This window comes from Flavobacterium sp. DSR3-2 (genome assembly GCF_049896525.1).
Taxonomy (GTDB): Bacteria; Bacteroidota; Bacteroidia; order Flavobacteriales; family Flavobacteriaceae; genus Flavobacterium.
The window spans coordinates 44628-58276 of the sequence record NZ_JAFCUM010000011.1 but is presented as its reverse complement, the minus strand read 5'-3'; the positions used below and the strand labels follow the sequence as shown (position 1 = coordinate 58276).

Sequence of the window (13649 nt, the reverse complement as noted above, 5' to 3'; positions counted from 1 at the left end):
GTTCATTTAAAGACAAAACTACCCTTTAAAGTATTTACGCTTAAGTTAATATTTTTAAAATAGTATAGAAAATACTATTACTCTTAGAAGCGGATAAAGCTACTTTAAACTTCAAATTAATTTTAATGTTGCCAGAATTTAATATTCTGAAACAGCGTTAAAAAGAGAAAGACTAACCTTTACGATTAGTCTTTCTTTTTTTTATTCCTTAACCAAGTAAATTCCGTCTTCCTTGATTTCAATTAATTTCTCCCGGTACAAAGCACCAATGGCTTTCTTGAAGGTTTTCTTACTCATCTTTAAAACCGTTTTAATGTCTTCCGGATGTGAATTATCAGTCAAACGCAAAAAACCTCTACTAGCCCTTAATTCGTCGAGAATTTTTTCTGCATTCGGTTCGATACTTTGATATCCCTGCACCTGCAATGCCACGTCAATTTTATTATCAGGACGAATCGTCTTAATGTATCCTCGCATGCGGTCTCCCGTTCGAATCGCGTCATCATAAACTTCATCTTTGTACATCAAACCTTTGTACTGCTCGTTTATGATTACGTTAATTCCTAATTCAGTGATATGAGAAACAATTAAATCTACCTCTTCACCCTTTTCAACCGTTAGGTGGTCATTTTTTAAAAATTGATTTAATTTACTGGAAGCGACTAAACGATTGGTTTTCTCGTCCATATAAAGGTACACCAAGTAGCGTTTCCCTTTTTCCATAGGACGCGCCTGCTCTTTAAACGGAACCAAAATATCTTTTTCCATTCCCCAATCCATAAAAGCTCCAATCTGATTGGTATAATTCACACGTAAAAGCGCAAATTCATTCAATAATATATACGGCTCTAATGTCGTGGAAACGGGTCTTTCCTCGTGGTCTAAATATACAAAAACAATTAACTCCTCGCCTATTTCAAATTCGTTGGGTACGTATTTGTTAGGCAGCAGAATATCATGAATTCCTTCAGGATCTTCTTCTGGATTTCCCAGAAACAAACCCACTTTGGTGTCGCGTAAAATGGTAAGCGTATTGTATTTTCCTATTTCAATCATTTTCTTTCAATTTCTAAAGCGCAAATGTACGAAGTTTGAAAATAGTAAATTAAGAAACGGTCCACAAAAACATAAAGCTTAAATACAATAGTTATTTTCTTTTTTAGGAGCATAATTTTCCGTTGTTTCATCACGAGTTGTCCCGCTGTCCGCAGTATCCACGCTCAAAAGCGTGGGATACTTGCTTCCATCGGGGCTAGATAAGGACTTTTTGTTTTTCAGAATGATTAATTATAAAATTTTGAAAGTACTAAGAATAAACAATTCCTAAAACTCAATTTCACTTATACTTTCTTTTTTACTAACTTTGAAAAAACTAAAAAAATCCTATTAATGAAACCAACCTCAATTCTTTGCTTATTCCTACTGTTATTCATTTCTCATACCAATCACGCACAGACAACAGTTGATGATCCCGAAATAAAAAAAATGGTAGCCGAGGTAAAATCGGAAAATATGGAAGCTACAGTTCGCAAACTTGTGTCTTTTGGAACCCGACATACCTTAAGTGACACCAAAAGTAACACGCGCGGCATTGGCGCGGCACAACGCTGGGTAAAATCAGAATTTGATAAATATGCTTTAACATCGGGCGGAAGACTGACTTCGGTTATTGATTTTTTCACCATTAAAGCTGATGGAAGACGCATCGCCACCGACAGCCAGTTGGGTAATGTGATGGCTACATTAAAAGGAACGGATCCTACAGATGATCGTGTACTAATTATAAGCGGCCATTTAGATTCCCGTGCTTCCGATGTAATGGATGCTAAATCAGATGCGCCTGGCGCTAATGACGATGCTTCCGGAGTAGCCGCGATGATGGAACTTGCCCGAATAATGAGCCAGAGAGAATTCCCTTTTACACTAATTTTTGTGGCTGTCGTTGGTGAAGAGCAAGGATTGTACGGAGCCAAGCATTTAGCCGATGTTGCCAAAGAAGGAAAATGGAATGTTATTGCCATGATCAATAATGATATGATTGGAAACAGCTTATCTAGCGGTACTTTACTCAGAGACAATACTAAAGTTCGTGTTTTCAGTGAAACAATTCCATTCTTAGAAACGGAAGCCGAATCAAAAATGCGTAAATCGACCAATCGTGATAATGACAGTCCATCCAGACAATTAGCCCGGTACATCAAAACGGTCACCAATCAATATGTAGAGCAACTGGACATCAATTTAGTCTATCGCAACGACCGTTTCTTACGTGGTGGCGATCATACTCCTTTTAGTCAAAATGGATTTACCGCCATTCGTTTTTGTGAAATGAATGAAAACTATGATCACCAACATCAAAACGTTCGAAAAGAAAACAATATCCAGTACGGCGATCTTGCTGAATTTATGGACTTTGAATACATGAAGAAAGTAACGTGTTCTAACTTGGCTACTTTCAGCAATTTGGCTTGGTCTCCAAAAGCACCAACAAACGTAGGAATTGAAGTAAAGGATTTGACTAATTTTTCTACTTTAGTTTGGACCGCTCCTGAAGGGAAATCAGTTTATGGATACAACATTGTGATCAGAGAAACTTCATCACAACATTGGGAAAAAACAATTTTTGTAAAAGATACAAAAGCTGAAATTCCGTATTCTAAAGATAACTTTTTCTTCGCTGTTCAAGCCGTTGATGCTTTAGGACATTCCAGTTTGCCAGTTTTCCCTTTGCCAATTCGTTAAAATACTAAAAGGTTTTTAACCATTAAAGTAATTTTTATAGTCATGGTTTTGCTAATGAATCTTACTTGATGGTTCAATATAACAATAAACAGAAAAGCGTTTGCCTTTGCAAACGCTTTTTTTATGGATACCATTTATAAATTAAGCATAAATGATAAATGTGAATGATTCGAAAATAATTAAATCAATTCTTTAAAATATTGCAGTAAAATGCTGTCGTTTTTCAAGGTTGGTGTGAAAATTTCCAAAATACTTGGTTTTTCATTTTGAGCATACAAAGCAGTTAAACTTGTTGCTAAACTACTTTCATTACTGGCAATGCTATATTCAAAACCATACATTTTAGCCAAATGTTCTGCGGTTAAGCAATGGGAAGTTTCGAAAAATGTATTGAAAACAGGTGTTTCTTCATGTCCGGGTAAAATTCTAAAAATTCCGCCGCCACCGTTATTGATTAGAATAATCTTGAAGTTTTTTGGAATATAATTGTTCCATAACGCATTGCTATCGTACAAAAATCCAATGTCTCCAGTTATGAAAACGGTTTGTTTATCATTGGCTACAGCCGCACCAATAGCGGTTGAAGTACTTCCATCGATTCCGCTGGTTCCGCGATTGCAATACACTTCAACTGAAGGGTCAATAGCTATTAATTGCGCATACCGAATTGCTGAACTATTACTGATTTGTAATTGACTGTTTTTTGGCAAATACTGCATCACTTTTTCAAAAACTTTAAAATCCGAAAAAGGAATTTTGTTTAAATAAATATCGCTTTTCAGCTTTCGCAACACTTTTACTACGTCGAATTTTTGAAAATAATCGCTTTCTATTACCTTTGTAAGTGGCAAGAAAGTATTAAAAAACGCATTTATATCTACTTTAAAATGTTTGGTCAAAGCACCAAAAGTGTCATATGCTCTTAAAGAATCAATATGCCAATGATGTTTGGGTTTGTATTTTCTTAAAAATGCTTTAATTCGTTTAGAAACGACCATTCCTCCAAAAGTGACTAAAATTTCCGGACGAAAATTTTCAAAATCGGCATTCGTAAAAGGTGTAATTATCGTATCTATATTGTTGATAAAAGTAGGATGATGCAAGTTCGAAGTTGTTTCAGTCAAAACTACAACCGATTCGTCTTTTGCAAAAGTGTCAATTATATTTAAATTGATGGCATTTGGTTCATTCACGCCAACCAAAATCATTTTTTTAGTAGAATTGTTCCAAATCGTTGCAAATTCCGAAACGTCTTCGATGGAAATCAGTTGCGTTACATTTGCGGAAGCGACAATTTTTACAGTAATGGAAAGCTCCGAAATGGTCTCATACAATGGCTCTTCAAAAGGCGCATTGATGTGAACAGGACCTTTATCAGTGATAGCCGTATTAATCGCCTCATTGATTATTAAATCATTTTCGGTCGAAACATCCTCATGCAAATTAGCGTTGAATAATGAATGGTTTTCGAACACATTTTCCTGCCGAATGGTTTGGCCATCACCAATATCGATTTTGCTTTGCGGTCGATCCGCTGAAATCACTATTAAAGGAATCTGACTGTAAAATGCTTCCGCAAAAGCCGGATAATAATTCAATAAAGCGGAACCGGAAGTACAAACCAAAGCCACTGGTTGATTGGTTTGTTGTGCAATTCCAAGTGCAAAAAAACCAGCTGCTCGTTCATCGGCAATACTGTAACATTGAAAGGCAGGATTATTTACAAAACCTATGGTTAGCGGTGCATTTCGAGAACCCGGAGAAATAATTATGGTGGTGATTCCTTTGGCCAAACAGATTTCAATAATGCTTTGTGCTAAAGGTATTTTGGGGTAAATCATTGTTTTAGTTTCAAAGAAACAAAGATACAAAGATGCAAAGGTTTTTCTCTATTCTTAAATAGTTTTCTTAAATTTGAGGCAAAATAAATTCTTTATGGAAATCAAAATAAGACCGGCTGTTTTTACTGATTTAGATACAATATTGGAAATCATCAATCACCAAATATTGAACAGTACTTCAATTTATGATTATGAGCCACGCGATTTCGAAACCCATAAATTGTGGTTTGAAGATAAATTGGCCCAAGATTTACCTGTAATTGTAGCAGAAACTGAAAATGGCGTTATTGGATATGCTACTTATGGAACTTTTCGTCATAAAATAGGTTATCGTTTTACGGTCGAACATTCTGTTTATGTAGCCGAAGAGTTTTTAGGAAAAGGGGTTGGAAAATTATTATTGGCAGAACTTATCCAATTGGCAAAAAAACAAAAATACCACACTATGATTGGCGTTATTGACTCCGAAAATATTGGCAGTATTGCTTTTCATAAAAAATATGGTTTTGAAACCGTTGGCGTTATTAAAGAATCCGGTTATAAATTTGATCGCTGGCTGAGTTCCGTTTTTATGCAGTTGATTTTAGAGTAAATCAATTTGTACTAAAATTTTGTTCGTTTTTTACTATGTTTGACTTTAAAAAATTTATGACTTTAAGGCTTGAGACTTTATAGTATATTTGCACAACTAAAAATTTCATGGACTACACCTTACTTTCATCGCCTTTACAGGGATTTACTGATTTTCGTTTTAGAAATGCCCAAAACAAGCTTTTTGGAGGAATTGATACATTTTACTCGCCTTATATTCGATTGAACGGAAAGATGGTGATCAAACCATCGTATGAACGAGACCTGCTTCTGGAGAACAATCTTGATTTAGAGGTAATTCCTCAAGTGATAACTAATGATGCCGATGAATTTTTATTTGTGGCCAAATATGTTCAGGAATTGGGTTACAAAGAATTAAACTGGAATTTAGGATGTCCTTATCCGATGGTTACCAAATCTGGAATGGGTTCTGGTCTTATCGCTAATCCTGACAAAATCAACAACATACTTCACAGAGCGCACTCTGAATCAGATATTATCGTGTCTATGAAGATGCGTTTGGGCTACGACAACAGCGAAGAAATTCTGGATGTTTTGCCTATTTTAGATACTTATCCTATTAAAAATATTGCGATTCATGCGCGCATTGGAAAACAACTGTATAAAGGTGGTGTAAATTTGGATGCATTTCAACATTGTGTTGATAACAGCAAGCACAAACTATACTATAATGGTGATATTACATCTGTGGCTAAATTTCATGAAATGCAAGAACGATTCCCAAGCATTGACCACTGGATGATTGGCAGAGGATTAATTTCGGATCCTTTTTTACCAAGCATGATAAAAAACAATACTTCAGAATATCCTGCGAACAAAATGGAATTATTCAGTACGTTTCACGATACTTTGTATGCTATTTATAGTGAATCGCTTTCTGGTTCAACGCATATTTTACTAAAAATGTATCATTTATGGGAATACTTTTCGGCTACGTTTTCGAATCCACATAAAGTTTTGAAAAAAATAAAAAAAGCGCAAAGCATTCGGAATTACGAAGCAGCTGTTGCGGAAATTTTCAAAAATGAAAAGTTTTAAAGAAAAAAACCATTAAGAAATTAAGAAAAATTAAGCTATGATTCTTAATGTAACTTAATTTCTTAATGGTTAAAATTTTTGAATATATTGTATAGTTATTCAAATCGCAAAAAAAATGAGATTCTCATTTGACTGAAAATCTCCTTTAATGTATTTACTTTCGAAAAATTATCGAATTAACTGTATTATTTATGCTTTGATCCAATTCAATACTTCTGGATCTGTAACTAATGTTTTTGGAGAAATCACTTTTTCTAATTCTCCTTTTTCGTTAATTAGGTATTTTTGAAAATTCCATTCCACACTTGAATCTTGTAATCCATTTTTAGCTTTTTGCGTTAAAAACTGATAAATTGCTGCCATATCATCCCCTTTTACAGAAACTTTGTCCATCATAGGAAAAGTCACACCATAATTCATTTGGCAGAAAGTGGCAATTTCTTCATTCGTTCCTGGCTCTTGTGAAGCAAAATTATTTGCAGGAAAACCAACAATTACTAATCCTTTGTCTTTGTATTCTTTATAAACTGCTTCAAGATCTTTGTACTGTGGCGTCAATCCACATTTTGAAGCAGTATTCACAATCATAATTTTTTTACCTTTCAAAGAAGCAAAGTCAAAACTGTTTCCTGATAAATCTTCTACTTTAAATTGATAAATGGTTTCTTTAGCTACTAATGGTGTGCTCATATTTGTTCCAGATTTTTGAGGTTGTGCTTGATTTTTACAACTGAACAATAATAAAGCACAGCTGGCTAGCAATAATATATTTTTCATATTTCTAATTTTTTATAAAAATAGACATTTTTTTGTCTCATTAAATTTTTTTTTTGATAAACACACGTTAAAAAAAGAAACCTGACATTAAGAAAATGCCAGGCTTCCAAACAAATAAACAACAAATCTTTATGTTATATTTAGATCGTGTACGTAATTTTTCCTTTTATAAAAAAAGGTGTTCCCGGTGTTAAGTGAATTTCTTCAACACTTTTTGTTTCATCCTGAAGTCTTGATTCAGTTGCAAATTGTGTTTCGTTCCATTCCGTATTAAAAATATTCTCAACAGCTACCCCAAAATTCAGATTCTTATACTGATAATTAACATTTACATCCGAAACAAAATAGCCTTTGGCAACAATAGAATTATCCTCATTTGCTGGACGGCTTTTTAAATAACGAGACCTAATTCCTCCAGAAAAACCATTTAATTTTTGAAAACTTAAACCTCCTGTTGTTGTAAAATCAGGTGCTAACGGAATGTAATCCTGACCTTTTGATTGACCAATACTTCTTGCATACGTATAATTGGAATCAGCATCAAAATACAACCAATCATTCAGTTGGTAACGCAATCCTAGCTCTGCTCCCATACGTCTTGATTGTCCACTTGGTTCAACTATTCCTGCATCACCTACGAAAACAAATTCCTGCTCTAAATACAAATGCCATAGTGCTGCATTAAGAATCAACTTTGGAAATGGTTTCCAAATAGTACCAACATCAGTTCCTATAGCCGTTGGTAAAATTTGTTTTCCACTGTTTTCAACGACAACTCGGGTGTCATTCGAATGAAATCCCACACCAGATTTTATAAAAAACTGTAAATTGTTGTTTTGCGAATAAATGAAATTCAGTTTTGGAGAAAATTTAAATTTAGATTCAGATTGAGTTTTGTAATTCGCAGTCAACTTGTCTTGATAATTGAATTTAAAATAATCCAATCGTAATGCCGGATTAATCATTAATTTTCCAAAATTTAATTCTGAATTTAAATACAAAAATAAATTAGATTCATCAATATCCCCTAACTTTAAATTTTCTAAAACCGTTCTTCTGTTTAAAGTATGCGAAAGCTCTGTATCTTTTGTGGCATCAGCACGAAAACCTCCGCCAAATTGTAACAAAACATCCACATCATTTAAGTTCATTTTTTTATTCAACTCCGTATTCATTCCATAAATATTTCGGTTTTCTTTCTGCTTAATTTGGTCTCCATTAACAGGATCTTCCAGAAAGAACGTAAAATTAGAATACAGTTCAAATTGATAATTCGAATAAAAAGCATTCGCTTTCAAAAATGTATTTTCATCTATGGGTTTGCTCAAACTCACATTGAAATTCGTTCTTGAGGTAATTCCACCTTCAGTGTCATCAACAGCACCAAATCTAGAAATCGTTCCTTTATCTATCAACCTTTGTGGTATTTGTCCAGAAGCATCCCATTTGCTGGAAAAGCGAGAAGCCGAGATGGAAAACTTACTGTTATCATTTAAAATAGCAGAATATTTCCCCAATAAATTAATACGGTTAAAATTCTGGGGTGAATCAAATGGTCCATCTGTTAGTATATATTCTGTTGCTATGTAGGCACTTTGTGTTTTTTGGTTTCCCAAAAGGTTAAACAATCCAACGATTCTAGTTGTATTGAATTGTCCTACTTCTAATCCTACACTACTCTTTCCTATTTTATCTTTCGTTTGGAAGGCAACGTACCCTGCTGTAGCAAAATCCCCTTTGTTAGCATAATACGTTCCTTTTCCAAAATCTATTTTTTCTACTGTTTCCGGAATTACAAAATGTAAATCAGCATAGCCCTGACCGTGTGCATGAGAAACCATATTTACTGGCATCCCGTCTACCGAAATGGCAATATCAGTACCATGATCGATATCAAATCCTCTAAGAAATATTTGCTCTGCTTTGCCACCACCGGCATGCTGCCCAATAAATAATCCCGGTACTTTTCGCAAAATTTCCTGAGAAGAATTTACTGGAGTCGTTTGCAAATCAATTTTTGAAATGACATTCATCGCCGAAAGTTTCGGTTGGATTACAATTTCATTCAATCTAAAAATATCATCTTCCAAAATAATTATGTCTTCCGAAGAAACAATGGTGAAATTTGACTTTTTATAACCTAATGCCGTTATTTTTATAACATCACCCAAAACCGTTTTGTCTAAGCTAAACAATCCAAATTCATTTGTATGGGCATGACCTTCAGAATTTGTATTCACCAAATAAGCGTTTTCTACAGGATTCCCATCACTATCCAGCACTTTTCCTTTTTGGATTTGGCAATAAGAAGACAAACCAGAAAGGAAAATCATCATTAAAACAATATTTTTCATTTGCTATAACTGATTCACTTTTTGATCAAAATTAGGACCTAACTCATACAAACTGGAAAGCAATTCTTCTTTAATAGGTTTGGTTTTGAGCGTTAAATTATTAGACTTGTAAATCATAGCTAAATGGTATTGCACCTTTGGTTCAAATGATTTTCCAACCACATGTTTTTGTGCAATTTGTAATGCTTTTTTATGCTGACCTAAATTTAAATACGACCATGCTAACAAATCATAAGAATCAGCTGTCGGTCTATGATTGACCTCAATTTTTGCAATTTCTAATGCTTTTTTAGCCATTTGTTTGTCATCAGCGTATATCAAAACATTGTACTTGTTATACATTGCTCCATAATTATTATTGTCCATCATCAAGAAATAAGCGTTTTTGTTTTTTATTTCCGCGCTTTTATTTCCTTCAAATTGAGCAATTTGAGATTTTAATAAGTAAAAATCCGGCGTATTGTGAGTTGCTGCAATTGCATCAATAATTCGGTTAGCTTCCTTTGTATTTCTTTCTTTTGAAAAAACAATCCAGGCAATTCCTTTTAAAGCGTAAGAATAATTAGGATCGATCGCTAACGTCTGTAAAAAGCTATTGTACGAATCCTCAATTCTTCCCGCATGACCATAAAAATCACCTAAATTAGAATAAGACCATATTTTTAAGGTCTTATTATCATATTTTTCAGCAATATCTCTGGCTTTTTCCATAAAAGTTATAGCAGTATCCAAGTCGCCTCTATGATCATTCCACTTTGCCAGACGAATTAAATAATCAAAATCAGTCATGTCTCGAATAGCATTCAAGTTTTTGATAGCTTCAGGATAGTTTCCTAACTCCATTTGAACGTCAAAAAGTAATTTTTGAGTTTCTTTTCTTCCTTCGCCTATAGCTAAAGATTTATTAGCAAGTACAAGCGCTTCTTTAAAACGATGTTGGGAAATGTAATTTCTTGCCAAAGATCGAATGGTGGAAACTCTTGAGTAATCATATGCTTCATTCGATTTTGTTAATAATTCTTCTGATTTATACAAGTGACTGATATTCCCTGTATATTCAAAAAGAGTACTATAATTAGATGATAATTGACTTAAATAACTGATTTGGTTGGGAGCAGCATCGAATTTTTTTTGCCAAAAATCAATTTCATTTCGTGCAAAACTCAATGATTTATTATCTTTTATTGTCAAATATTTATTATAATCTTCTGTATGCGTAATTTGTTTTGATTTAGTCTCGCAACCGAATATAAATAGGATTGTGAAAACCAAAAATGGGATTATTTTTAAAGTTTTCATACTCTAAGTCTTTTGTTTGTTTGTTTGTTTGTTTGTTTTGAAAAAAAAAACAGAGCGAAGATTACCATGTAAACGCTCTGTTTTTTTTTAAATAATACTACCAGGCAGTAGCTAAATAAGGGAAAGTTGTTCCAAATGCTTTGTCATTTGCATTCACATTGTCTTTTGTTAGATTAGGATTAGATGCTCCAGTAGAACCTCCAAAAATCAATAACAATTCAACGTCAATTACATCATCTGCCAATGCTCTTCCTGTTAAAACATTTGTTCCATCAAAAAACGTTGTTTTAGCAGTTTTTGATACGTTTAATACGTCTGTAGACAAAAGACCCGTTAACTGAGCTGCAGTTTGTCCTAAAGCATTAGTGGTAAAGCCTGAATTTAAAGCTAATAATCTAGATTGGAAAATAGATTGATATTTAGCTCCCATTGCTGAAGGAATTGCAGCATTAAAATCATCTTTAGGCTGTCCTGAAGCAATGAATACAGTATTAATTGCTGGTCTAGCCATTTGATCTTGCTGTACAAATGTTCCTGAGAAATTAAGATTCGCCTCAGGATTACTGTTTGAATCGTCATTATCACAATTTACGGAAACAACCGCTGCTACTAATGCGATTGCTATAATTTTGAATTTATTTGTTTTATACATGATGTTTGTATTTAAGTTTTTTTGAGAAATCGCTACTCTGCGATTTCATAATTTAAATTTAAAATGTTATTGTTTTTTCTTAGTTTCAGCCCAAACATTTAATTTGCTTGATGTCCCTAACATTGCTTTTGGAACTTCTACGATTAATGACATAACATTAGTTCCTGCGAAAGTATCAACACCTGAACTTTTAAATCCTGTTGCAGTCCCTGCAAGAATTGCCTTAAATTGACCTAAATCAAAGAAAAATGGATCGTCTCTTGGTCCAGCAAAAAATTTCATTCCATTTTTTTCAGCAGTTAATGCTGTAGTACCGTAAGATGTTATTGCTACACTTCCAGATGCTGCAGCCGTTTTGATGGTACTTGTAGTTCCTGTCGTACCTGGAGCAACTGGTCCAAAGAAGTACATTTTGTCATCTCTTTTGATGGCTTGAATTACCAAATCTTCAATGTTGTCACCATTATTGTCAATATTGATTTCAATCATTACATTTTCATCGAATTTTGCCGCAGCAGTTGCACCGGGACTTAACAACCCTTGTGTGTTTACAGCAAATACTAAATTACTAGTGTTTTGACCTTGAAAAGCATAGACATCAGTAATATCAATTGCACTCCCTGATGCAGTTAATGGAGCATCAATGTGATCCGCAGCTACTAAAATTAAGCCTGAAACCGCCACTAGCGATAGACCTAAAATCATTTTTGTTTTTTTCATTTTGATAAAATTAAAAGTTTATACGATCATTTACGGGTAAGTATTCGATTTGGTTTTGTAAAACATAAAAAAAAATGAATTTTTTTATCAAAATATTGATAAACAATGCCTTACAAGTTAAAAAAAAAGTATTTTTTTTTAACTTAAAATTTATTTTAATGTTGGTAATCATTAAATATGTCATTTGTAAATAAGAATGTATAAGTTTGTATTCGTTAAATAATAAGATATGAGTCAAGAAGAATTATTAGTATTAATTTATAAGAAAGACGAGAGAGCTTTTACACATCTATATGATATGTATTCTAAAAGTTTATTTTCGGTTATAAATGTTCTTGTAAAAAACAGAGAAGAAGCCGAAGATGTACTTCAGGATGTATTTGTCAAAATCTGGAAAAACATTGATTCCTATCATGAAAGCAAGGGACGATTCTACACATGGATTCTGAATATTGCCCGAAATACTTCTATCGACAAACTGCGTTCTAAAAATTTTAATAACAGTCAAAAAAACCTTTCTACTGATAATTTCGTAAATCATTTTGAAGACAGTTCTAAACTGGTTGACAAAGTGGATACTATAGGTTTGCAGGATTTTGTAAAAAGGCTGAAACCAAAATGTATTCAAATAATTGATTTACTGTTTTTTAAAGGTTATACCCAACAGGAAGCTTCGGATGAATTGGCAATTCCTTTGGGAACAGTAAAAACACAAAATAGGAATTGTATTAATGACTTAAGAAATTATTTGAAAGTATAATGGAAACAAAAGAATATATAGAATCAGGAATCCTGGAACTCTATGTTTACGGTTTACTTAATGAAACCGAAAACGAAGAAGTGAGTACCATGGCAAAAAACAGTCCGGAAATACATGCGGAAATTATCGCTATTGAAAAAGCCATTATTGCTTTATCGTCAAGTTTTTCACCGTTTCATTCTGTTGCGAATTATGAAAAAATTAAAGCTAAACTGGAACTCAAACATGCTGAAATCATACAATTAGAACCTAACAAGAACAGGTCTCAATATATTGGATGGGCAGCGGCTGTGTTGTTATTAGTTGGTATTGGCTACCAATACGACCAACTGAACCAAACCTCGACACAAGTAGCTACTACTGAAATTGAGAAAGCTAAATTAGAGAAAGAATTTAATTTCTTAAAATTAAAAAATACGGCTAATGAAACGAGTTTAGCGGTTGTAAGAGATACAAAAAACACAGTTGTAGCTCTTGGAGGACAAGCAGTTGCTCCTGAATCTTCAGCGAAAGTGTACTGGAATCAAGATACTAAAGTAGTTTATATTGACGCTGCTGGTTTACCAGAACCACCTGAGGGAATGGTCTACCAGGTTTGGGCATTAAAATTAAGCCCGTTGACTCCTACCAGTATTGGATTATTAGAAGATTTTGATGCAAATGAACAAAAATTATTTGCGGTAAATAATGCTAATGAAGCTGAAGCTTTTGGAATTACACTTGAACCTAAAGGTGGAAGTTTAACTCCTACGATGGAACAATTATATACACTGGGAAAAGTATAAATAACCTATTTTTCTAATTAAAACAAAAAAGGTTCAACTACAAAGTTGAACCTTTTTTTATAGCAATCA

The 13649-nt window shown here is 33.5% G+C and carries 12 protein-coding genes; 5 read left to right on the top strand and 7 right to left on the bottom strand.

What is annotated here, in order from left to right:
• Window positions 1-201: 201 nt before the first annotated feature.
• Window positions 202-1056, bottom strand: a complete 855-nt coding sequence (locus ACP7AV_RS12875; protein WP_426092294.1) for a CvfB family protein — start codon at window positions 1054-1056, stop codon at window positions 202-204.
• Between the two features lie 333 nt (window positions 1057-1389).
• On the opposite strand from ACP7AV_RS12875, the gene ACP7AV_RS12870 reads away from it, so the two are divergent.
• Window positions 1390-2742 (top strand): M28 family metallopeptidase, encoded by a 1353-nt coding sequence (locus ACP7AV_RS12870; protein ID WP_426092293.1) that lies wholly within the window; start codon window positions 1390-1392, stop codon window positions 2740-2742.
• A 179-nt stretch (window positions 2743-2921) separates the two neighbouring features.
• On the opposite strand, the gene menD is transcribed toward ACP7AV_RS12870, so the two are convergent.
• Window positions 2922-4583: a 2-succinyl-5-enolpyruvyl-6-hydroxy-3-cyclohexene-1-carboxylic-acid synthase gene (gene menD / locus ACP7AV_RS12865; protein WP_426092292.1), complete on the bottom strand. Its 1662-nt coding sequence runs from the start codon at window positions 4581-4583 to the stop codon at window positions 2922-2924.
• Between the two features lie 94 nt (window positions 4584-4677).
• Between menD and ACP7AV_RS12860 the strand changes: the two genes are divergently transcribed.
• A complete protein-coding gene (locus ACP7AV_RS12860; protein WP_426092291.1) occupies window positions 4678-5175 on the top strand; it encodes a GNAT family N-acetyltransferase in 498 nt (165 codons plus the stop codon).
• A 107-nt stretch (window positions 5176-5282) separates the two neighbouring features.
• The gene (locus ACP7AV_RS12855; RefSeq protein ID WP_426092290.1) at window positions 5283-6233 is read left to right on the top strand and encodes a tRNA dihydrouridine synthase; all 951 of its coding nucleotides are present in this window, start codon (window positions 5283-5285) and stop codon (window positions 6231-6233) included.
• Window positions 6234-6422: 189 nt separating this feature from the next.
• On the opposite strand, the gene ACP7AV_RS12850 is transcribed toward ACP7AV_RS12855, so the two are convergent.
• From ACP7AV_RS12850 to ACP7AV_RS12830, 5 genes are all read right to left on the bottom strand, one after another.
• On the bottom strand, window positions 6423-7010 hold the full coding sequence (locus ACP7AV_RS12850) for a glutathione peroxidase (RefSeq protein ID WP_426092289.1): 588 nt from the start codon (window positions 7008-7010) through the stop codon (window positions 6423-6425).
• 140 nt (window positions 7011-7150) lie between these two features.
• Entirely contained in the window at window positions 7151-9364 is a 2214-nt protein-coding gene (locus ACP7AV_RS12845) for a TonB-dependent receptor (RefSeq protein ID WP_426092288.1), read from the bottom strand.
• Between the two features lie 3 nt (window positions 9365-9367).
• Window positions 9368-10663, bottom strand: coding sequence for a tetratricopeptide repeat protein (locus tag ACP7AV_RS12840; RefSeq protein WP_426092287.1), 1296 nt, complete (start codon window positions 10661-10663; stop codon window positions 9368-9370).
• A 97-nt stretch (window positions 10664-10760) separates the two neighbouring features.
• Window positions 10761-11315 carry a DUF4331 family protein gene (locus ACP7AV_RS12835; protein WP_426063137.1) on the bottom strand — a complete coding sequence of 185 codons (555 nt, stop codon included), beginning with the start codon at window positions 11313-11315 and terminating at the stop codon, window positions 10761-10763.
• A 66-nt stretch (window positions 11316-11381) separates the two neighbouring features.
• Window positions 11382-12035, bottom strand: coding sequence for a DUF4331 family protein (locus ACP7AV_RS12830; protein ID WP_426063138.1), 654 nt, complete (start codon window positions 12033-12035; stop codon window positions 11382-11384).
• 229 nt (window positions 12036-12264) lie between these two features.
• Here ACP7AV_RS12830 and ACP7AV_RS12825 point away from each other — a divergent pair, with 229 nt between their 5' ends.
• Both ACP7AV_RS12825 and ACP7AV_RS12820 read left to right on the top strand, forming a co-directional pair.
• Window positions 12265-12795 (top strand): RNA polymerase sigma factor, encoded by a 531-nt coding sequence (locus ACP7AV_RS12825; protein ID WP_426063139.1) that lies wholly within the window; start codon window positions 12265-12267, stop codon window positions 12793-12795.
• A complete protein-coding gene (locus ACP7AV_RS12820) occupies window positions 12795-13580 on the top strand; it encodes an anti-sigma factor (protein WP_426092286.1) in 786 nt (261 codons plus the stop codon). The genes ACP7AV_RS12825 and ACP7AV_RS12820 overlap by 1 nt, the downstream gene beginning before the upstream one ends.
• The last annotated feature ends 69 nt before the right edge of the window (window positions 13581-13649 follow it).

Bases quoted from the DNA above. Each gene is read 5' to 3' on its own strand.
- menD (WP_426092292.1), bottom strand. From the start codon at position 4,583: ATGATTTACCCCAAAATACCTTTAGCACAAAGCATTATTGAAATCTGT.
- ACP7AV_RS12820 (WP_426092286.1), top strand. From the start codon at position 12,795: ATGGAAACAAAAGAATATATAGAATCAGGAATCCTGGAACTCTATGTT.
- ACP7AV_RS12835 (WP_426063137.1), bottom strand. From the start codon at position 11,315: ATGTATAAAACAAATAAATTCAAAATTATAGCAATCGCATTAGTAGCA.
- ACP7AV_RS12830 (WP_426063138.1), bottom strand. From the start codon at position 12,035: ATGAAAAAAACAAAAATGATTTTAGGTCTATCGCTAGTGGCGGTTTCA.
- ACP7AV_RS12875 (WP_426092294.1), bottom strand. From the start codon at position 1,056: ATGATTGAAATAGGAAAATACAATACGCTTACCATTTTACGCGACACC.
- ACP7AV_RS12850 (WP_426092289.1), bottom strand. From the start codon at position 7,010: ATGAAAAATATATTATTGCTAGCCAGCTGTGCTTTATTATTGTTCAGT.
- ACP7AV_RS12840 (WP_426092287.1), bottom strand. From the start codon at position 10,663: ATGAAAACTTTAAAAATAATCCCATTTTTGGTTTTCACAATCCTATTT.
- ACP7AV_RS12870 (WP_426092293.1), top strand. From the start codon at position 1,390: ATGAAACCAACCTCAATTCTTTGCTTATTCCTACTGTTATTCATTTCT.
- ACP7AV_RS12825 (WP_426063139.1), top strand. From the start codon at position 12,265: ATGAGTCAAGAAGAATTATTAGTATTAATTTATAAGAAAGACGAGAGA.
- ACP7AV_RS12845 (WP_426092288.1), bottom strand. From the start codon at position 9,364: ATGAAAAATATTGTTTTAATGATGATTTTCCTTTCTGGTTTGTCTTCT.
- ACP7AV_RS12860 (WP_426092291.1), top strand. From the start codon at position 4,678: ATGGAAATCAAAATAAGACCGGCTGTTTTTACTGATTTAGATACAATA.
- ACP7AV_RS12855 (WP_426092290.1), top strand. From the start codon at position 5,283: ATGGACTACACCTTACTTTCATCGCCTTTACAGGGATTTACTGATTTT.